Raw genomic sequence first — 16,569 nt, 5'->3', positions numbered from 1 at the left:
ATCGTGGGTGGCGGTGGTGCTTTCGGGCTCTGACGCCCCAAGCCTATTCGTTGTGGGCGAAGAGCTTGAGCACGGGAACGCCGACCTTGTGGCGCGCCCGGGAGGCCCAGTCCCGGTGGAAGAACTCCTCCACGAAGTGCGGAGCGGTCAGAACGATCACCTCGTCGGCGCCGGTCTCCTCCACGACCGCCTTCAGCTTGTCGAGCGGGTGGTGCTCGACGATCTGCCCGGTGGCGCTGGCGCCCTTCTGGCGCAGGGCGTTCAGGGAGTGCGCGAGGGCGTGCGCCGCGGGGCCGAGGGCCGCCTCCCCCTCGGGCTCGTCGGCCTCGCGGATGGCCTCGGGCAGTTCACCGAGCGCTACGTCGTCGATGGCGCGCAGCAGTCGGTCCTGGTCGCCCCGGGGCTGCATGAGGACGACGAACGAGACCTGGTCGTCCCCGTGCAGGGTGGTGACGAAGTCCACGTCCACCGCGGTCAGGGGCTGCTCGATCATCAATACGCTCGTGAACACGGACGCCCTCTCCTTCATGGGCCGAGGCCGGCTGGCCGGCCCCCTGCGGAAACCATTCCGCCCCGCTGTGGCGCGGGACGTTGCGCAGTTATGTGTGCCCAGGTTCGTGCCCGATGGAAGCTGAGCGGAACGAGAAATTCCGCTTCTTTTCAGATCCGACGGTAGCTCGTGAAGAGGAACCCGGCCTCTTCCAGTACGCAGGCGGGCGCGAGCCGGTGCGGAACCGTGACGGAGGGGCCGCCGGCGATCCGCTGGGCGTCACCCGCCGTGAGCATCGGGGAGATCGTCAGGCACAGCTCGTCCAGGGCGTCGGCGGCCACGATCTGGCCCAGCAGCCGGGGCCCGCCCTCGGTGAGCTGGCGGCGCAGCCCCCGGGCGGCGAGCTCCCGCACGGCCCGGGCCGTGTCCACGGCCGTGCCCTCGCCCGCCACCACGACCTCGACGCCGGCCTTGAGGGCCTCGGCCACCCGCCCTGCGGGCGCGGCGGCCCCGGTGACCACCAGGGTCGGCACCAGCGGGGAGGTGAAGAGGGGGAGGGAGAAGTCCAGGTCCAGGCTGGCGGTGACCACGGCGATGGCCGGGGCCGGGCCCTGTCCGGCGGCCTCGCGGCGCGCCGCGAAGGCCTCCCGGGCGCGGGCCGGGCGGTAGCCCTCCTGACGAACCGTTTCCGCGCCGACGACCACCACGTCGGCCAGCGCCCGCAGGGTGCCGAAGATCCGCATGTCGGTCTCGCCGGAGATGGGCTGCGAGCGGCCGTCGTGCTGGGCGGCCCCGTCCAGGGTGGACACCATGTTGGCCCGCAGCCAGTGCCCGTCGGCCCCGAGCGGGGGGTAGGCGTAGGCCTCCGCGATCTCGTCCAGCGACCACTCCCGGTCGGCGGGGTCCTGGGACGGGGCTGATGTCTGATCGGTCACAGGGAACAGGCGTCGCATCGGTGCAGTGTGCCACGCCCCGTAGAGTTAAGAGCTGTGTCAACATCACTCTCCACCTCTGGTCACACCACCGGGCGGCCTCCGATAGCCGACGCGGGCCCGCAGGCCCTGTGTGCGCGCGAGCCGCGAGTGCCCGCCGAACGGCTGGTGGCCGAGATGGTGCCGCCGCCGCGGTTCGACTCGGTGCGCTTCGACACGTACGACCCGGACCCCACCCAGCCGAGCCAGCGCGAGGCCGTCACCGTGCTGAGCGGCTTCGCCGCCGGGCTCGGCGGGGCGCACGCGAGCGGCGCGGGCAAGAAGCGCTGGTTCTCCAAGAAGCCGGCGGCCCCCGCCGGCCCGCGCGGGGTCTACCTCGACGGCGGCTACGGCGTCGGCAAGACCCACCTGCTCGCCTCCCTGTGGCACGCCACCCCGGCCGAGCCCGCGCTCAAGGCCTTCGGCACCTTCGTGGAGCTGACGAACCTGGTCGGCGCGCTCGGCTTCCAGCAGACCGTGGCGACCCTGGGCGGGCACCGGCTGCTGTGCATCGACGAGTTCGAGCTGGACGACCCGGGCGACACCGTACTGGTGTCCTCGCTGCTCAGCCGCCTGGTCGAGCAGGGCGTGGCGCTGGCCGCCACCTCCAACACGCTGCCCGGCAAGCTCGGCGAGGGCCGCTTCGCCGCCGCCGACTTCCTGCGGGAGATCCAAGGGCTCTCGGCGCACTTCCGGCCGCTGCGCATCGACGGCCAGGACTACCGCCACCGCGGCCTGCCCGAGGCTCCGGCGCCGTTCTCCGACGAGCAGGTCACCAAGGCCGCGTACGCGACCGAGGGCGCGAGCCTGGACGACTTCCCCGGTCTGCTGGAACACCTGGCCCGGGTGCACCCGAGCCGCTACGGCGCGCTGACCGACGGGATCTCGGCGGTCTGCCTGACCGACGTCGGCCCGGTGCCGGACCAGTCAACGGCGCTGCGGCTGGTGGTGCTGGCCGACCGGCTGTACGACCGCGAGATCCCGGTGCTCGCCTCGGGAGTCCCCTTCGACCGGCTGTTCAGCGAGGAGATGCTGAACGGCGGCTACCGCAAGAAGTACTTCCGCGCCATCTCGCGGCTCACCGCGCTGGCACGCGACGCGAAACCCCTGGTGTCCCAGTAGGTTTGGGGACGCCGGCCCCTCGCGGGGCCGGCCGTTCCCACTTCTACGAAGGGATCCACCATGGCCGCCACACGCAACGCACACGCCGTCTGGGAAGGCGACCTGTTCGAGGGCAAGGGCGAAGTCACCCTTGACTCGTCCGGTCTCGGCAGCTACGCGGTCTCCTGGCCCGCGCGCACCGACGAGGCGGCGAACGGGCGGACCAGCCCGGAGGAGCTCATCGCCGCCGCGCACTCCAGCTGCTTCAACATGGCCTTCTCGAACGTACTGGCGAAGGCGGGCAACCCGCCGGTCAAGCTGACCACCTCGGCCGCCGTCACCTTCGTACCGGGCAAGGGCATCACCGGCGTCCACCTCACCACCGAGGGCGAGGTGCCCGGCCTGGACGCCGACGCCTTCACCGCCGCGGCCGAGGACGCCAAGAAGAACTGCCCGGTCAGCCAGGCCCTGACGGGCACGACCATCACCCTGAGCGCCAAGCTCGTCTGATCGCGTGCGGCTCCGGCGGGGCACGCCCCGCCGGAGCGCGCCGCGTGGTACCACGGGCCGGTACATCTCGTACATCTCCTGTTCCGTCGCGGGGAGTTGCCGATGTCCGTCACCCGACGCAGCCTGCTCGCAGCCGGCACGATCGCCTTCAGCGGGGCGCTCGGCGCCCTCTTCCCCACGGACTCCCGCGCCGCCCGGCCGAGGCGGGGATACGGCCCGCTGCTGCCCGATCCGCGCGGACTGCTCGATCTGCCCGAAGGTTTCTCCTACCGGGTGCTCTCCCGGGCGGGAGACCCGCTGCGCTCCGGCGAGGGCCCCGTCCCCGACCACTGCGACGGCATGGCCGCCTTCGACGCCGGCGGCGGCCGCGTACGGCTGGTGCGCAACCACGAGAACCGCCCCACCGCCGCGCTGCGGGTGCCCGCCGTGGCGGGGCTGACCTACGACCCCGGGGCCCTGGGCGGCTGCACCGCCCTGGAGCTCGACCCGGCGGGCTCCGTCACCGGTGAGCGGGTCGCCCTCGCCGGCACCGCCGTCAACTGCGCGGGCGGCCGTACCCCGTGGGACACCTGGCTGAGCTGCGAGGAGACCGAGGACCGGGCCGGCACCTCGGGATACACCCGCGACCACGGCTACGTCTTCGAGGTGGATCCCGCCGACCCGCACCGCTGCGGCGCGGTCCCGCTCACCGCGATGGGCCGCTTCGCGCACGAGGCGGTCGCCGTGGACCCGTACCGCGGGGTCGTCTACGAGACCGAGGACGCCTTCGTCCACCCGTTCGGGCTGTTCTACCGGTTCCTGCCGCAGCGGCCCCTCGGGGGGCGCGGCTCGCTGCGGGCGGGGGGCCGGCTGGAGGCCCTGCGGGTGCCCGGTCTGGCGGACCTGTCGGTGGTGGACGAGCCGGGGGCGCAGTTCCCGGCCGAGTGGGTCCCCGTACCGGACCCCGCGGCGGCCGGGACCCCGATCCGGCACCAGGACTTCGGGCCCGGCGGGATCACCCACGCGCAGAAGCTGGAGGGCTGCTACTGGGGCGACGGCGGGGTCCACTTCGTCTCCAGCTTCGCCCGCCGCGGCGAGGGCGCCGGGGCCGACCACCACGGGCAGGTGTGGTTCTACGACCCGCGCAGCGGGCGGCTGCGGCTCGACGTCGTCTTCGGCCCGGCCGCCGACGTGCGGCTGCCCGGGGACTCCCCCGACAACATCTGCCTCGCCCCGGACGGCGGCCTGATGGTGTGCGAGGACGGCGGCGGGGCCCAGTACGTCTTCGGCGTGACCGTGGACGGCGAGGTCTATCCGGTGGCGCGCGGCGCGCAGGACATCGGGCAGCCGGGCGCGCCGGAGTTCGGGGAGTTCGCCGGGGTCACGTTCTCGCCGGACGGGCGGACGATGTTTGTGAACGCGTACGCCCCCGGGACGACGTTCGCGGTGACGGGACCCTGGCACTGACCCCGCGACCCTGTGGCCCTTGTGGCCCTGTGTGATCGTCGGGAACGCGGGAAGGCGGGTAGGCGGGTAGGCGGGCGCACGGAAGGCGGGAATGGTCCCGGGGGCGTCTCGGGAACCGACGAGAGGGGGCAGCACGTGGCCGGGAAGCGGACTTCGGCACGACCCCCCGCGGCGGACCGGGCCGCGGGCCAGGACCAGGGCACGGCCGTGGGCAGGCCGCTGCGCGAGCTGTTGCGGGTCCCGGCCGGCGAGCGCCCGGACCTCGGGCGGATGGACGCGGCGGCGACCCCCGCCGGCCCCCGGGACAAGGCCGCCGGGCGCACGGCCACCGCCGCGATGGCGCCCCGGCTCGCCTCGCTCCAGGAGCGGCTCTACGCGGCCAGCACCGCCGGTGACCGCCGCCGTCTCCTGCTCGTCCTTCAGGGCATGGACACCAGCGGCAAGGGCGGCACGGTCAAGCACGTGATGGGCCCCTTCAATCCCTCCGGGTGCCGCGTCAAGGCGTTCAAGGCGCCCACCCCCGAGGAGCGGAAGCACTCCTTCCTCTGGCGGATCAGGAGGGCCCTCCCCCAGCCGGGTGAGATCGGCATCTTCGACCGCTCCCACTACGAGGACGTCCTCATCGGCCGCGTCCGCGAGCTGGCGCCGCGCAGGGAGCTGGCCCACCGGTACACCCAGATCAACCGGTTCGAGGAGTCCCTCGCGCAGGAGGGCGTGACCGTGATCAAGGTGTTCCTGCACATCAGCTACGAGGAGCAGCGCGAGCGGCTCCTGGCCCGGCTGGACAACCCCGACAAGTACTGGAAGTTCGATCCGGGCGACATCGAGGAGCGCGGCGCGTGGCCCGCGTACCAGGAGGCGTACGAGCGGGTGCTGGAGCGCTGCTCCACCGACGCCGCGCCCTGGTTCATCGTCCCCGCGGACCGCAAGTGGTACCGCGACTGGGCCGTCAGCAGGCTGCTGCTGGAGCACTTGGAGGACATGGGCCCGCAGTACCCGCCGGCCGACTTCGATGTCGAGGAGTGCCGTAGCCGACTACTTGCCACATAGTCATATATTTTGCGTTCGTGACCCTTTCTGTGCGCAAAGCTGCGGTCGCGGCCGCTCTCACCGCCGCCCTCAGTGCCGTCCTCGCCGGGTGCGGCGGCGGCGCCGGCACCTCGGACGCCGGCCGCGAGGCCCGTCCGGGCACCCCGGCGGCGTCCGCCCCCGCGGCCGCCGCAGCCTCACCGTCCCCTTCGGTGTCCGCCTCCACCTCCGCCTCCGCCTCCCCGCAGGCCGGTGCGCCCGGCAAGCCCCCCACCATGGCGCCCGGACCGAACGGCCTGACCCCGGTGTTCGAACGGACGAAGCAGCAGGGCGACAAGACCGTCGCACTGACCTTCGACGCCGACATGACCTCCGACCAGGGACCGCGGGCCGCGGGCGGGGAGCACTTCGACAACCCGCAGCTGATCGCGACCCTGCGCCGGCTCCAGGTACCCTCGACGATCTTCATGACGGGCCGCTGGGCGGAGGAGTACCCGGACCAGGCGAAGTCCATCGGCACCGACCCGAACTTCGAGATCGCGAACCACTCGTACAGCCACCACGCCTTCACCTCCCCCTGCTACGGGCTGCCCGCGCTCGACCCCGCCGCCGCCCGCGCGGACGTGGACCGGGCCTTCGCGGCCTTCCGCACGGCCGGCGCGGTCAACACCGTCCCGTACTTCCGCTTCCCCGGCGGCTGCTACGACGACGAGGCGCTGCGCGCCCTGTCCACGGCCAAGGTCACGGCCGTCCAGTGGGACGTCGTCAGCGGGGACGCCTTCGCCAAGGACCCGGGCGCGGTGGCCGAGCAGGTGCTCGCCGGCGTGAAGCCCGGCTCGGTGGTGGTCATGCACTGCACGCGCAGCGCCGCCCCCGTCACCGAGCAGGCGATCCAGAAGATCGTCCCCGAACTGCGCAAGCGCGGCTACCGCTTCGTGAAGGTCTCCGAACTCATCGGAAAGTAACCCGGCCCCCGGCCGGGGGCGGGGGGGCCTGTCCCCTCATCCGTCGGCGAGGATGCGGGTGACCGTGACCCGGACGGTGACGGGTCCCGGTGAGCCCTCTCGGATCAGGTGAGTGGAGACTGCGGCCCGCACGTGTTCCCTCACCTGGCGGGCGACGTCGACCACCCGGCCGCCCTCGTGCAGGACGCACCGGACTTCCACGTGCCAGCCACTTCCCGAGACGGGTTCGACCCGGATCCCGGGTCCGGCGGGCCGGGGGGCGGCGCCCACGCCGTGCCGTACGCGGAAGGCCGCGGCGGCGAGGCGGTCGGCGAGGACGGGCTGGAGGGCCGCCACGCCGGGAACGCCGAAGGCGGCGCGGGCTGCGGTTTCACGGACGTCGGCGCCCGGGGCCGGGGTCATCGCCCGGTCGCTGCGGGCGCGTCGTCCCGGGGCGCGTGGAGGGGATCGAGCAGGGAGCTGATGTCCAGGTCGACCTCCGTGACGGCCAGGCCGAGCGTGTGCTGCGCGGCGTGGAGGACAGCTCGGCGTACGCGCGCGGCCCGCTCCCGCAAGGGGCGGTCGAGTGTGGTGGCCAGCGTCATGACGACGTGAACGGCGCTGTCGTCGGAGGTGGGGGTCAGGCGGCAGCTGACGGCGCGGACGCCGGGCACGGTGTCCGCGGCGCGGCGCAGGACCTTCGCGGCGGCGCTTTCGGCGATGCGCAGGTCGTGGTCGGGGTCGTCCAGCGGCAGCGACGCGCCGAGCCGTACCTCGGCCCGCACCGCGTTGATGACACGGTTGGCGAGGCCGTGCCCGTCCGGTTGCTCCTCGGCGCGCAGGGACCGGGTGGCCTGGTCGAGGGCGCGCAGCCCTTCGACGGCCTGTCGGCAGTGGGGGCAGCCGCCGGTGTGTGCGTCCGGCGCCGCGGCGCCGGGGCTGCGGGCCTGTCGCCAGGCGTCGAGGAGGGGGCGGCCGCAGGGCAGCAGTTCGCTGCCGGCGAGCAGCTCCGCTTCCGAGAGCGCCGTGGTGTCCGCCCTGCGGGCGCTCGCGGGCGTCGGGCCGCCGCCCGAGGTGGGGTGCGGGTCGTCTAGCGCCATGGGCGCATCGCCTCCGTCAGAGCACGTCTTGCACGAAAGAGTCTGCCGCGCACGGCTGTTTCGCTGCTGCCCGTCACCTGGGCGATCTCGTCGTAGTGCAGGCCGTGCAGTTCGCGCAGGACCCAGCAGGCCCGCAGCTCGGGGGTGAGTTCTGCCAGTGCCTGGGTCAGGGCGGCCGTCGTGGCGTCCGTTTCGGCCACGCGCGGCGGCGCGCTGCCCGCGTCCGGGGCGACGGGCTCCGGGACGGCGTCCAAGGGGAGCGCGGCAGGCCGCCGGCGCAGTGCGTTGAGACAGCGGTTGGTGACGATGCGGTACATCCAGGTGCCGAACCCGGCGCCGTGGCGGAATTCGGGCAGCTGCCGCCAGGCGCTGAGGAAGGCGTCCTGAACGGCGTCCTCGGCATCCGGGCGGTTGCCCAGCAGATGGTACGCGAGGGCCGTCAGCCGGCCGCTGTGCCGGCGTACCAGGACGGCGAACGCGTCGTCGTCCCCCTCTGCGGCCCGTACGGCCAGAAGTTCGTCCGGCAGAGCGCCGCTGGACCGTTCCGGGGCGGCCCGGACATCGGCGGCCGACCGCGGAGCGTCCTGGCGCGGGTGTGCCGCGCCTGGTGGCATGGGGGGCCCGGTCCGCTCGCGCATCCGCCGCCCGCTTCCTGTCGGAAACCGTCGTCTCGGCCTTCGCACGTACTCCTCGATCATAGGTGCGTCCGTGAGCGGCGTGAGGAATGTGCCCGCGGAGTGTCTGAACCTTCGGGGGCACCGCCCGGCGCCCCCGAAGGACATCCTTGGGAGGTCCTCATGTCGGACAGCATCAGTTCGCCTTCAGGTCCGAGCCAGCAGGGCGGCATGAGCACGCTGCAGGGCCGCAGCGGCGTCGGGGCCCCGCCGGAGACGCGGGGGCGTACCACCATCGCCGACAGCGTCGTCGAGAAGATCGCGGGGATGGCCACCCGGGAGGTACCGGGCATCCACAGCCTCGGTGCCGGGATGAGCCGCACCCTGGGCGCCGTTCGGGACAAGGTTCCGGGAGGACGCCCCAGCGTGAGCAGGGGCGTGAAGGTCGAGGTGGGCGAACGCCAGACAGCCGTGGACCTGGACGTGGTCGTGGAGTACGGCGTGTCCATCGTCGACATCGCCGGCGACGTCCGCACCAACGTGATCACGGCCGTGGAGCGCATGACCGGCCTGGACGTGGTCGAGGTGAACATCACCGTCGACGACGTTCACCTGCCCGACGAGGAGGAGGAAGCCGAGGAGGGCGAGAGCCGCGTCCAGTGACGGGGCGCAGCCCGGCCGCCCGCCGTCCGCGGTCGGCCGCAGAAACCGATCGACGTGAGATTTCAGGTGAGTGAGATGAGCGCAGCACTGGTGGGCCTGCTGGCCGGAATGGCCTTGGGTTTCGCTGCCTTCTTCGGCGGGTTCTGGGCCTTCCTGCTGGTGGCGGTCCTGGGCGCCGTGGGCCTGGTGGTCGGCCTCATGCTCCAGGGCGACCTTGAGATGTCGGACTTCAGCCGGTCTCGGGACCGGCAGTGACCTCGCAGCCCGCCCCTGGGCTGCCCGGGGACGCCGCGGACACCAGGCAGGCGCTGCCCCCGGCGGCCGAACGTGGCGCGACGGTCATCCCGGACAAGGTGGTGGCCCGCATCGCGGCCCGCGCCGCACGCGAGGCCCTGCACCGGCAAGCGGGCACGACGCATACGGGACTGACCGCTCCGCGCGCCTCGGCCGCCGTCGCCGGCGGATCCGCACGGCTCGGGCTGACCCTGGACCTGCCCTACCCGGCCGACCTCGCCGGCGCCGCCGGCGAGGTGCAGCACTACGTCGGTGAGCGCGTGGCCCAGCTGACCGGCATGAACGTCACCGAGGTCGCGCTGACCATCGAGCGCCTGGTGACCTCTGACGGATCCGAGCACGGACGTGTGCAGTGAGCCCGAGCGGGCACCCACCGGGAAGGAGAGCCGGCATGACACGGGACCAAGACCCCAAGGCCGGCAGGGAGCAGACCCTGGGGAGCGGCGAGACCACGTCCCGCACGGTGGACCTGTTGGTCAAGCAGCCTCCCGACGCGCCGGACCGCGAGCACGGCAACGACACGCGCGGCGGCCCGCGTCCTTCGCGCCGCCCCTGGTCCGCACGCCGGATACCCGCTGCGCTGGCAGCCCTGGTCGTCGGGGCGGCCGCCGGGATCCTGCTGGTCGACGTCGTCAGGGTGCGCGCGGGCGGATCCGCCGCCGCCTGGCGCACGCGCCTCGCCGACGAGCTGGCCACCCGCCCTCTGGACGACATCTGGATCCGGGTGGGAGCGGCCCTCCTCGCCGCCGTCGGCCTCTGGCTGATCGTCCTGGCACTGACCCCCGGCCTGCGTCGTCATCTGCCCCTCAGAACACCCGACGACCGGGTACAGGCCGTCCTGGACCGCGACGCCGCCGCTCTCATGCTGCGCGACGCCGCCCTGCGCGTCCCCGGCGTCAGTGCCGCCAGGGTCCGGGTGGGACGACACCGCATCGCGGCGCGCGCGGAGGTCCGCTTCCGTGCCCAAGCCGACGTCAAGGCCGATCTGCTGACGGCGCTGCGCGAGCAGCGCGACCGGCTCGCCCTGGCCCGCCCGCCACGTCTCGGCGTCCGGGTCCGGCCACGCCGCCCGTGACCGGCCGGGGAGAAGAGGGGACGGATCCCATGAAGAGGAAGTCCGCAGTCAACCGGGTTCTGCTGGCCGTGACGGGCATCGTCCTGTTCGGCGCCGGTCTGCTGATGCTGGCGGGTGGCTTCGACCTCTACCGGCGGTGGAACCTGCGCCCTCCTGACGACTGGCCGCTCAGCACCCCGCACGCCGTGCTGCTCGGCGAAGCCGACCGCACCCGCTGGACGGACGAGGGCTGGTGGTGGCCCGTGGTGATCGCCGCCCTGGTGGTCGTCCTGCTGCTCGCGCTGTGGTGGCTGCTCGCACAGCTGCGCCGCAGGCACCCCGGCCCCATACCCGTGGGAGGACCACCTGCGACGGACGGCGTGGAACTGCGTGAGAGCGCGCTCAGCGACGCCCTGGCCGCCGATGTCCGCCGCCAGCCCGGCGTGCGGGACGCACGGGTGCGGATGACCGGCCGCGCCGACCGCCCGGAGGCGCACGTCGACCTCACGCTCACCCCCGACAGCGAGCCCGGTCCCGTACTGCAGGCCCTGTGCGAAGGCCCGGTGGAACGCGCACGCCGGTCCACCGGCCGGGCACGCCTGTGCGCACGGACCCGCCTGCGGGTCGCACCCCACAAGCCGCACCGCGCCCAGTAGCGGCTAGCGCGACCCGGGGAGCGCCGCCGGCCTGGCACCGCCTAGCCGGAGCAGGCCGTGCGCTGCGCTTCCTGCCATTCGCACACCGGGCAGAGCACCACGCCCGGTGTCGCGACGCCGTACTCGGTGGGCTGGGCGCACTGCACGCAGTCGGCGTACGGCGGTCCCGGCGCCCGCCCGGCGGGGGCGGCGGGGGCGGGGCAGTACGAGGGGGTCTCGGGCGACTGGTCCATGGGGACGAGCCTACGCCCGCCCGTGGCACGGGCACCGCGCAATCATGCCTGTCCGGACACTGGTAGGAAACTTTCCTTCCTGTTAGTGTCCCGCTCGGCGGCTTGGCGCGGTGCCCGACCCCGTGGGCATGACGCGCTCAGTGAGAGCTCTGACCCGGCCGCCGTGGCGCTGCCCCTGCCCGGCGACGGGCGGGGGCGCGGCGCCCCGCGCCAGAGTCCAGCTCTCGCCGCCCCCCTCAAGGGAGTCCAGGTATGCGCCTGAACGCTTCCGCTCCACCCCCCGCGCTCCGCCGCGGACTTCGGTCCCTCCTCCTCGTCGCCACCGCCGTGTTCGCCCTCGTCGGCGGCCTCCTCCTCGCCTGGCCCGAACGGGCCGGGGCCGCCACCGACCCCCTCATATCGCGCGGGAGGCCCGCCACCGCGTCCTCCACCGAGACCTCGTCGCTGGGCGCGAAGAACGCCTTCGACGGCAACCCGGCCACCCGCTGGGCCAGCGCCGAGGGCGCGGACCCGCAGTGGATCCGGGTCGACCTCGGTGCCTCGGCCACCGTCTCCCGCGTGCGGCTGACCTGGGAGGCGGCCTACGCGCGGGCCTACCGCGTGGAGGTGTCCGCCGACGGCGCCACCTGGACCGCGCTCGCCACCGAGACCGCGGGCAACGGCGGCGTCGACGACTGGACCGGCCTCGCCGGGAAGGGCCGCTACCTGCGGATCCACGGAACCGCGCGCGGCACCGCGTACGGCTACTCGCTCTTCGAGGCCGAGGTGTACGGGGTCGTCGACGGCGGCCCGCCGCCCGGCGGCGCGTTCACGGTGGTCGCGGCCGGTGACATCGCCGCTCAGTGCACCGCGTCCGACAGCGGCTGCGCGCACCCCAAGACCGCCGCGCTCGCCCGGAGCATCGACCCGAAGTTCTACCTGACGATGGGTGACAACCAGTACGACGACGCCCGGCTCTCCGACTTCCGCGCCTACTACGACAAGACCTGGGGCGCCTTCAAGGCGAAGACCCGCCCGGTCCCGGGCAACCACGAGACGTACGATCCGGCCGGCCCGCTCGCCGGGTACAAGGCGTACTTCGGCAGCGTCGCCTACCCCCAGGGCAAGAGCTACTACAGCTACGACGAGGGCAACTGGCACTTCATCGCCCTCGACTCCAACTCCTTCGACCAGGCCGCCCAGCTCGACTGGCTCAAGGCCGACCTCGCCGCCAACGGCAAGCAGTGCATCGCCGCCTACTGGCACCACCCGCTGTTCTCCTCCGGCGGGCACGGCAACGACCCGGTCTCCAAGCCGGTGTGGAAGATCCTGTACGCCGCGAAGGCCGACCTCGTGCTGAACGGGCACGACCACCACTACGAGCGGTTCGCCCCGCAGGACCCGGACGGGCGGGCGCGGGCCGACGGGATCGTGGAGATCGTCGGCGGGATGGGCGGCGCCGAGCCCTACCCGATCGAGGACGTCCAGCCCAACAGCCAGAAGCGGATCAGCGGCCCCTACGGCGTGGTGAAGCTCGACTTCACCGACTCCGGCTTCGGGTGGACGTACGTCGCCGCCGACGGGCAGGTCAAGGACACCAGTCCGAAGTACAGCTGCCACTGATGTACCTGGCCGCCAACGGCCGCTCGGACGCGCCGCCCGCCCCCCAGGGGGTCCGGCGGCGCGTCCCCGCCGCCGTCCTCGCGCTCGGCGCGGTCAGCCTCGTCACAGACGTCTCCTCGGAGATGGTCACGGCGGTGCTGCCGCTCTACCTGGTCCTGGACCTCGGCCTGTCGCCCCTCCAGTTCGGCTTCCTGGACGGCATGTTCAACGGCGCGACCGCGCTCGTACGGCTGCTCGGCGGACGCCTCGCCGACCGCGGCGGCCGCCACAAGCGGGTCGCCGGCGCCGGGTACCTGCTCTCCGCGCTCTCCCGGCTCGGGCTGCTCCTCGTCGGCGGCGCCACCGCCGGGATCGCCGCCGCGCTCGCCGCGGACCGGTTGGGCAAGGGTGTCCGTACGGCCCCGCGCGACGCGCTGATCTCGCTCAGCGGCCCCCCGGAGTCGCTCGGCCGGTCCTTCGGCGTGCACCGGGCCATGGACACCACGGGCGCCCTGCTCGGGCCGCTCGCCGCGTTCGCCGTGCTGTGGGCGACCGCCGACGCCTACGACGCGGTGTTCGCCGTCAGCTTCTGCGTCGGCCTGCTGGGCGTGCTCCTGCTCGTCGTGTACGTCCCGTCGGCGCCCGGCGCGGCCAGGCCCGCGGCCCGGCCCGGGTCCCCCGGTCCCGCCACCAAGCCCGCCGCCACCGCAGCGCCCGGTCCCGCGTTCGCCGCGCTGCGCGACCCCGCCTTCCGCCGCGTCCTGTACGCCGCGGCCCTGCTCGGCGCCACCACCATCGGCGACGCCTTCGTCTACCTGCTGCTCCTGCGCGCTCTGGAACTGCCCCCCGTCCTGTTCACGCTGCTGCCGCTCGGCGCCGCCGCCGTCTACCTGCTGCTCGCCGTGCCCCTGGGCCGGATCGCCGACCGCACCGGCCGGCGGACGGCCTTCCTGTGCGGCCACGGCGCCCTGCTCGGCGCGTACGCGGTACTGCTCGCCCCCGTCTCATGGGCCGGCCTCGTGGGCGTCCTGGCCTTGCTGGGGGTCTTCTACGCCGCCACCGACGGCGTCCTGATGGCGCTGGCCGCGCCCGTACTGCCCACGCACGGCCGGGCGGGCGGCCTCGCGCTGCTGCAGACCGGCCAGGCACTGGCCCGCCTCCTCGGCGCGGCCGGATTCGGGGCGGCGTGGACCCTCTGGGGGCCGCGGCCCGCGCTGGGGGCGGCGGCGCTCGCGCTGGCCGGGGCGCTCGCGGCCGCCTGGCGCGTCATGCCCGCCCTCACCACCCCGGCCGCGCCCGCCCGCAAACCCACCCCCGCACCCCCCACGGAGTCGTCGTGAATCTCAGGTCGCGGCCGCTGCGGCTCGCCCTCGTCCTCACCGCCGTGCTGCTGCTCGCGGGCGGCTCCCTGGGCTACGTCCTGCACGCGCGGCACCGCGAACGGCCGCCGGGGCCGGCCGCGGCCGACGCCTCGTTCAGCCTCGAAGAACCGGGCCTCTACTTCCAGGACCCGGCCACCGGGCGGGTCGCCCGCCAGGCCGGCGAGCAGGTGCCGCGCGTGCCGGGCGGTCCTTCCTGCGACCGCTTCCACACCGCCGGGGAGCACGCCCTGTGCCTGCGCAGGCTGCCCGGCGTCCCGGCCCGCACCGAGGCCCTCGTACTCGACCGGCGCCTGCGGGAGGTCCGCCGGGTGACCGTACCGGGCATCCCCAACCGGGCCCGCGTCTCCGCCTCGGGGCAGGTGCTCTCGTGGACGACCTTCACGACCGGCGACTCCTACGCCACCACCGCGTTCTCCACCCGGACCGCGATCCTGGACCTGCGCACCGGCTACCTGGTCAAGTCGATCGAGCAGATCCCGCTGACCTTGGACGGAGCCCGCCACCACGACTCCGACGTCAACTACTGGGGCGTGACCTTCGCCCGCGACGACAACCGCTTCTACGCCACCGTCTCCACCGGGGGCCGCACCCACCTCGTCGAGGGCGACCTGCGCACCTGGTCGGCGAAGGCGCTGCGCGAGAACGTCGAATGCCCCTCGCTGTCCCCGGACGACACCCGCATCGCCTTCAAGAAGAAGGTCTCGGACGACCCCCGGTCCCCCTGGCGGCTCCACGTCCTCGACCTGGCGACGATGCGCGAACACCCCGTGAGCGAGCCGCACAGCGTCGACGACCAGGCCGCCTGGCTGGACTCCGCGACCCTCGGTTACGCCCTCCCGGGCCGCGACGGCCGCGCGAGCGACGTCTGGTCGGTCCCGGCGGACGGCACGGGAGCCCCCCGCCTCGTCGTGGCGGGGGGCTCGTCCCCGGCGAACGTCCCGTGACCGGGCTGCGGATTCAGTGCGCCGGCGTGGTCTCCACGACCTCGCTCGGGCGGACGATGACGAAGCCCTCGCCGCTCAGCTTCAGCTGGACGGCCTCGCCGGAGCCGCCGCGGATCATCGAGCCGACCGACTGGGAGCGGTGCAGGCCCGTCTCCAGCTGCGCGCTCCAGCCGACGACCGCGTCCGTGTCGACGAAGACCGGGGACTGCGCGGTGACCGGGATGATGATCGGGTTGCCGTCGCAGACCACGGCGAGCTTGCCGGTGCCGGTGAAGACGCTGTTGAAGAGACCGCCGCCGGTCATGCCGGCGCCCTTCACCATCTTGATCTCGTAGGACAGGCTCGGGTCGAAGCAGAGCACGTTGCGGCCGTTGATGGTCAGCGAGTCGCCCGGCTCGAAGTCGATGATGAAGCAGTTGCCCGCCTGGTGGGCGAACCAGGCCTCGCCCTGGCCGCGTACGGACATGAGCGCCAGGCCCTCGCCCGTGACGGCGCGCTTGAGCATGCCGCCGATGCCCTGGCCCTTGCGCTCGAACTGGAGGTTGCCGCGGAAGGCCACCATCGAACCCTGGCGGGCCAGCATCTCGCCGTTGACCGCGTACTTCACCGACTTGGCGTTCTGCAGGGTCATGCCGGGGGCGACGGCCGCCTGGGCCAGGTTCTCGGACGCGAAAAGATCACTCTTCATGGTTCCGATCTTCGCGCGGGGCGGGCCCCCGGGGCGTCATCCTCAAGGCGGACCCTGGCATCCTTGGCGGGATGAGCAGCCAGCACACGCACCCCACCACCGACGTTCCCGCGGTCGGGGCGGACAGCCCGTTCCGGCAGGAGCACGCCCTGCGCGACGAGACCCCGCAGTTCGTCCTGCCGCTGGTGGTGAGGATCGAGAAGACCGAGCCGCCCGCCCGGACGGACGCCCTGGAGACGGCGGCCCGCGCCGTACTGGTCCTGCTCACCGACGAGCGGGCGCAAGGCGACGGCGAATGGGCCGGCGCGGTCCGCGACTGGCAGGACGCCCGCATCCGCAAGGTGGTCCGGCGGGCGCGCGGCGCGGAGTGGCGCAAGGCGCAGACCCTTCCGGGTGTCACCGTGCACGGCGCCGGCGCCGAGGTGCGGGTCTTCCCGCCCGTGCCGCTGGACGGCTGGCCCAAGGAGCTGGCCAAGCTCCAGGTGTCGGGCACCGACCTGGACGACCCGGACCCGGTCCCCGCGGTCACCGAGCCGGGTCTGCCCGTCCTGTGGCTCAACCCCGCGCTCGACATGTCCGCCGGCAAGGCGATGGCGCAGGCCGGGCACGCGGCGCAGCTGGCCTGGTGGGAGCTGACCCAGGCGCAGCGCACGGCGTGGCAGGCCGACGGTTTCCGGCTGGCCGTGCGGACGGCCGCGCGCGAGCGGTGGGCGGAGCTGAGCGGGAGCGGGCTGCCGGTGGTCCGGGACGCCGGGTTCACCGAGATCGCGCCGGGGAGCGCGACGGTGGTCGCCGACCATCCGGCCCTGCGGGCCCGGCTCTGACGGATTCCCGGGGCCGCCGGGAACCTCAAATGTTGCTCTGAACGT

General features: G+C 73.7%; 21 protein-coding genes. 14 read left to right on the top strand and 7 right to left on the bottom strand.

Annotated features, from left to right (window positions below; translation table 11 throughout):
• Positions 1-43: 43 nt before the first annotated feature.
• The gene (locus AC07DU_RS19865) at positions 44-511 is read right to left on the bottom strand and encodes an indole-3-glycerol phosphate synthase (RefSeq protein WP_360896209.1); all 468 of its coding nucleotides are present in this window, start codon (positions 509-511) and stop codon (positions 44-46) included.
• Positions 512-660: 149 nt separating this feature from the next.
• On the bottom strand, positions 661-1,443 hold the full coding sequence (locus tag AC07DU_RS19860) for a pyrimidine reductase family protein (protein WP_360896212.1): 783 nt from the start codon (positions 1,441-1,443) through the stop codon (positions 661-663).
• 84 nt (positions 1,444-1,527) lie between these two features.
• On the opposite strand from AC07DU_RS19860, the gene zapE reads away from it, so the two are divergent.
• The 5 genes from zapE to AC07DU_RS19835 all read left to right on the top strand — a co-directional run bounded on the left by zapE (position 1,528) and on the right by AC07DU_RS19835 (position 6,512).
• The gene (gene zapE, locus AC07DU_RS19855) at positions 1,528-2,583 is read left to right on the top strand and encodes a cell division protein ZapE (RefSeq protein ID WP_392056552.1); all 1,056 of its coding nucleotides are present in this window, start codon (positions 1,528-1,530) and stop codon (positions 2,581-2,583) included.
• 60 nt (positions 2,584-2,643) lie between these two features.
• Complete coding sequence (locus AC07DU_RS19850) at positions 2,644-3,072, top strand: OsmC family protein (protein WP_360896218.1); 429 nt, start codon at positions 2,644-2,646, stop codon at positions 3,070-3,072.
• Positions 3,073-3,174: 102 nt separating this feature from the next.
• A complete protein-coding gene (locus tag AC07DU_RS19845; protein ID WP_479112643.1) occupies positions 3,175-4,518 on the top strand; it encodes an alkaline phosphatase PhoX in 1,344 nt (447 codons plus the stop codon).
• A 207-nt stretch (positions 4,519-4,725) separates the two neighbouring features.
• The gene (locus AC07DU_RS19840) at positions 4,726-5,568 is read left to right on the top strand and encodes a PPK2 family polyphosphate kinase (RefSeq protein ID WP_479112679.1); all 843 of its coding nucleotides are present in this window, start codon (positions 4,726-4,728) and stop codon (positions 5,566-5,568) included.
• A 17-nt stretch (positions 5,569-5,585) separates the two neighbouring features.
• On the top strand, positions 5,586-6,512 hold the full coding sequence (locus tag AC07DU_RS19835) for a polysaccharide deacetylase family protein (RefSeq protein WP_479112641.1): 927 nt from the start codon (positions 5,586-5,588) through the stop codon (positions 6,510-6,512).
• Between the two features lie 36 nt (positions 6,513-6,548).
• On the opposite strand, the gene AC07DU_RS19830 is transcribed toward AC07DU_RS19835, so the two are convergent.
• The 3 genes from AC07DU_RS19830 to AC07DU_RS19820 are packed head-to-tail and all read right to left on the bottom strand — an operon-like array spanning position 6,549 to position 8,205.
• On the bottom strand, positions 6,549-6,914 hold the full coding sequence (locus AC07DU_RS19830; RefSeq protein ID WP_479031998.1) for an Asp23/Gls24 family envelope stress response protein: 366 nt from the start codon (positions 6,912-6,914) through the stop codon (positions 6,549-6,551).
• Positions 6,911-7,591: a hypothetical protein gene (locus tag AC07DU_RS19825; RefSeq protein ID WP_479112639.1), complete on the bottom strand. Its 681-nt coding sequence runs from the start codon at positions 7,589-7,591 to the stop codon at positions 6,911-6,913. The genes AC07DU_RS19830 and AC07DU_RS19825 overlap by 4 nt, the downstream gene beginning before the upstream one ends.
• Positions 7,582-8,205, bottom strand: a complete 624-nt coding sequence (locus AC07DU_RS19820) for an RNA polymerase sigma factor (protein ID WP_479112637.1) — start codon at positions 8,203-8,205, stop codon at positions 7,582-7,584. The genes AC07DU_RS19825 and AC07DU_RS19820 overlap by 10 nt, the downstream gene beginning before the upstream one ends.
• Before the next feature lie 183 nt (positions 8,206-8,388).
• On the opposite strand from AC07DU_RS19820, the gene AC07DU_RS19815 reads away from it, so the two are divergent.
• The 5 genes from AC07DU_RS19815 to amaP all read left to right on the top strand — a co-directional run bounded on the left by AC07DU_RS19815 (position 8,389) and on the right by amaP (position 10,872).
• Positions 8,389-8,868: an Asp23/Gls24 family envelope stress response protein gene (locus AC07DU_RS19815; RefSeq protein WP_479032006.1), complete on the top strand. Its 480-nt coding sequence runs from the start codon at positions 8,389-8,391 to the stop codon at positions 8,866-8,868.
• 75 nt (positions 8,869-8,943) lie between these two features.
• On the top strand, positions 8,944-9,123 hold the full coding sequence (locus AC07DU_RS19810; protein ID WP_360896240.1) for a hypothetical protein: 180 nt from the start codon (positions 8,944-8,946) through the stop codon (positions 9,121-9,123).
• Positions 9,120-9,518 carry an Asp23/Gls24 family envelope stress response protein gene (locus AC07DU_RS19805; RefSeq protein ID WP_479032009.1) on the top strand — a complete coding sequence of 133 codons (399 nt, stop codon included), beginning with the start codon at positions 9,120-9,122 and terminating at the stop codon, positions 9,516-9,518. Before AC07DU_RS19810 ends, AC07DU_RS19805 begins: the two co-directional genes overlap by 4 nt.
• Positions 9,519-9,553: 35 nt before the next feature.
• Positions 9,554-10,237, top strand: coding sequence for a DUF6286 domain-containing protein (locus tag AC07DU_RS19800; RefSeq protein WP_479032012.1), 684 nt, complete (start codon positions 9,554-9,556; stop codon positions 10,235-10,237).
• Positions 10,238-10,266: 29 nt separating this feature from the next.
• Positions 10,267-10,872, top strand: a complete 606-nt coding sequence (amaP, locus tag AC07DU_RS19795; RefSeq protein ID WP_479032015.1) for an alkaline shock response membrane anchor protein AmaP — start codon at positions 10,267-10,269, stop codon at positions 10,870-10,872.
• 41 nt (positions 10,873-10,913) lie between these two features.
• Here amaP and AC07DU_RS19790 read toward each other — a convergent pair whose 3' ends face one another.
• A complete protein-coding gene (locus AC07DU_RS19790; RefSeq protein WP_479112635.1) occupies positions 10,914-11,105 on the bottom strand; it encodes a hypothetical protein in 192 nt (63 codons plus the stop codon).
• Positions 11,106-11,357: 252 nt separating this feature from the next.
• Between AC07DU_RS19790 and AC07DU_RS19785 the strand changes: the two genes are divergently transcribed.
• From AC07DU_RS19785 to AC07DU_RS19775, 3 genes are read left to right on the top strand one after another with little or no spacing between them, the layout of a single operon-like run.
• Positions 11,358-12,707: a discoidin domain-containing protein gene (locus AC07DU_RS19785; RefSeq protein ID WP_479112633.1), complete on the top strand. Its 1,350-nt coding sequence runs from the start codon at positions 11,358-11,360 to the stop codon at positions 12,705-12,707.
• Entirely contained in the window at positions 12,707-14,026 is a 1,320-nt protein-coding gene (locus AC07DU_RS19780) for an MFS transporter (protein ID WP_479112631.1), read from the top strand. Before AC07DU_RS19785 ends, AC07DU_RS19780 begins: the two co-directional genes overlap by 1 nt.
• The gene (locus tag AC07DU_RS19775; protein ID WP_479112629.1) at positions 14,023-15,012 is read left to right on the top strand and encodes a TolB family protein; all 990 of its coding nucleotides are present in this window, start codon (positions 14,023-14,025) and stop codon (positions 15,010-15,012) included. The genes AC07DU_RS19780 and AC07DU_RS19775 overlap by 4 nt, the downstream gene beginning before the upstream one ends.
• 13 nt (positions 15,013-15,025) lie before the next feature.
• On the opposite strand, the gene AC07DU_RS19770 is transcribed toward AC07DU_RS19775, so the two are convergent.
• Positions 15,026-15,700, bottom strand: coding sequence for an AIM24 family protein (locus tag AC07DU_RS19770; RefSeq protein WP_360896264.1), 675 nt, complete (start codon positions 15,698-15,700; stop codon positions 15,026-15,028).
• A gap of 71 nt (positions 15,701-15,771) precedes the next feature.
• Here AC07DU_RS19770 and AC07DU_RS19765 point away from each other — a divergent pair, with 71 nt between their 5' ends.
• Positions 15,772-16,524: an aminoacyl-tRNA hydrolase gene (locus AC07DU_RS19765; RefSeq protein WP_479112627.1), complete on the top strand. Its 753-nt coding sequence runs from the start codon at positions 15,772-15,774 to the stop codon at positions 16,522-16,524.
• Positions 16,525-16,569 lie beyond the last annotated feature (45 nt).

The sequence above is a fragment of the Streptomyces sp. NPDC045695 genome (assembly GCF_056432025.1).
Note: the sequence above shows the minus strand (reverse complement) of the source record. Positions and strands in the feature narration are given on the sequence as shown.

Excerpts from the sequence above, each read along its gene's own strand:
- AC07DU_RS19830 (WP_479031998.1), bottom strand. The coding sequence starts at position 6,914 with ATGACCCCGGCCCCGGGCGCCGACGTCCGTGAAACCGCAGCCCGCGCC.
- AC07DU_RS19860 (WP_360896212.1), bottom strand. The coding sequence starts at position 1,443 with ATGCGACGCCTGTTCCCTGTGACCGATCAGACATCAGCCCCGTCCCAG.
- AC07DU_RS19850 (WP_360896218.1), top strand. The coding sequence starts at position 2,644 with ATGGCCGCCACACGCAACGCACACGCCGTCTGGGAAGGCGACCTGTTC.
- AC07DU_RS19800 (WP_479032012.1), top strand. The coding sequence starts at position 9,554 with ATGACACGGGACCAAGACCCCAAGGCCGGCAGGGAGCAGACCCTGGGG.
- AC07DU_RS19785 (WP_479112633.1), top strand. The coding sequence starts at position 11,358 with ATGCGCCTGAACGCTTCCGCTCCACCCCCCGCGCTCCGCCGCGGACTT.
- AC07DU_RS19810 (WP_360896240.1), top strand. The coding sequence starts at position 8,944 with ATGAGCGCAGCACTGGTGGGCCTGCTGGCCGGAATGGCCTTGGGTTTC.
- AC07DU_RS19790 (WP_479112635.1), bottom strand. The coding sequence starts at position 11,105 with ATGGACCAGTCGCCCGAGACCCCCTCGTACTGCCCCGCCCCCGCCGCC.
- AC07DU_RS19825 (WP_479112639.1), bottom strand. The coding sequence starts at position 7,591 with ATGGCGCTAGACGACCCGCACCCCACCTCGGGCGGCGGCCCGACGCCC.
- amaP (WP_479032015.1), top strand. The coding sequence starts at position 10,267 with ATGAAGAGGAAGTCCGCAGTCAACCGGGTTCTGCTGGCCGTGACGGGC.
- AC07DU_RS19845 (WP_479112643.1), top strand. The coding sequence starts at position 3,175 with ATGTCCGTCACCCGACGCAGCCTGCTCGCAGCCGGCACGATCGCCTTC.
- AC07DU_RS19765 (WP_479112627.1), top strand. The coding sequence starts at position 15,772 with ATGAGCAGCCAGCACACGCACCCCACCACCGACGTTCCCGCGGTCGGG.
- AC07DU_RS19815 (WP_479032006.1), top strand. The coding sequence starts at position 8,389 with ATGTCGGACAGCATCAGTTCGCCTTCAGGTCCGAGCCAGCAGGGCGGC.
- AC07DU_RS19820 (WP_479112637.1), bottom strand. The coding sequence starts at position 8,205 with ATGCCACCAGGCGCGGCACACCCGCGCCAGGACGCTCCGCGGTCGGCC.
- AC07DU_RS19770 (WP_360896264.1), bottom strand. The coding sequence starts at position 15,700 with ATGAAGAGTGATCTTTTCGCGTCCGAGAACCTGGCCCAGGCGGCCGTC.
- AC07DU_RS19780 (WP_479112631.1), top strand. The coding sequence starts at position 12,707 with ATGTACCTGGCCGCCAACGGCCGCTCGGACGCGCCGCCCGCCCCCCAG.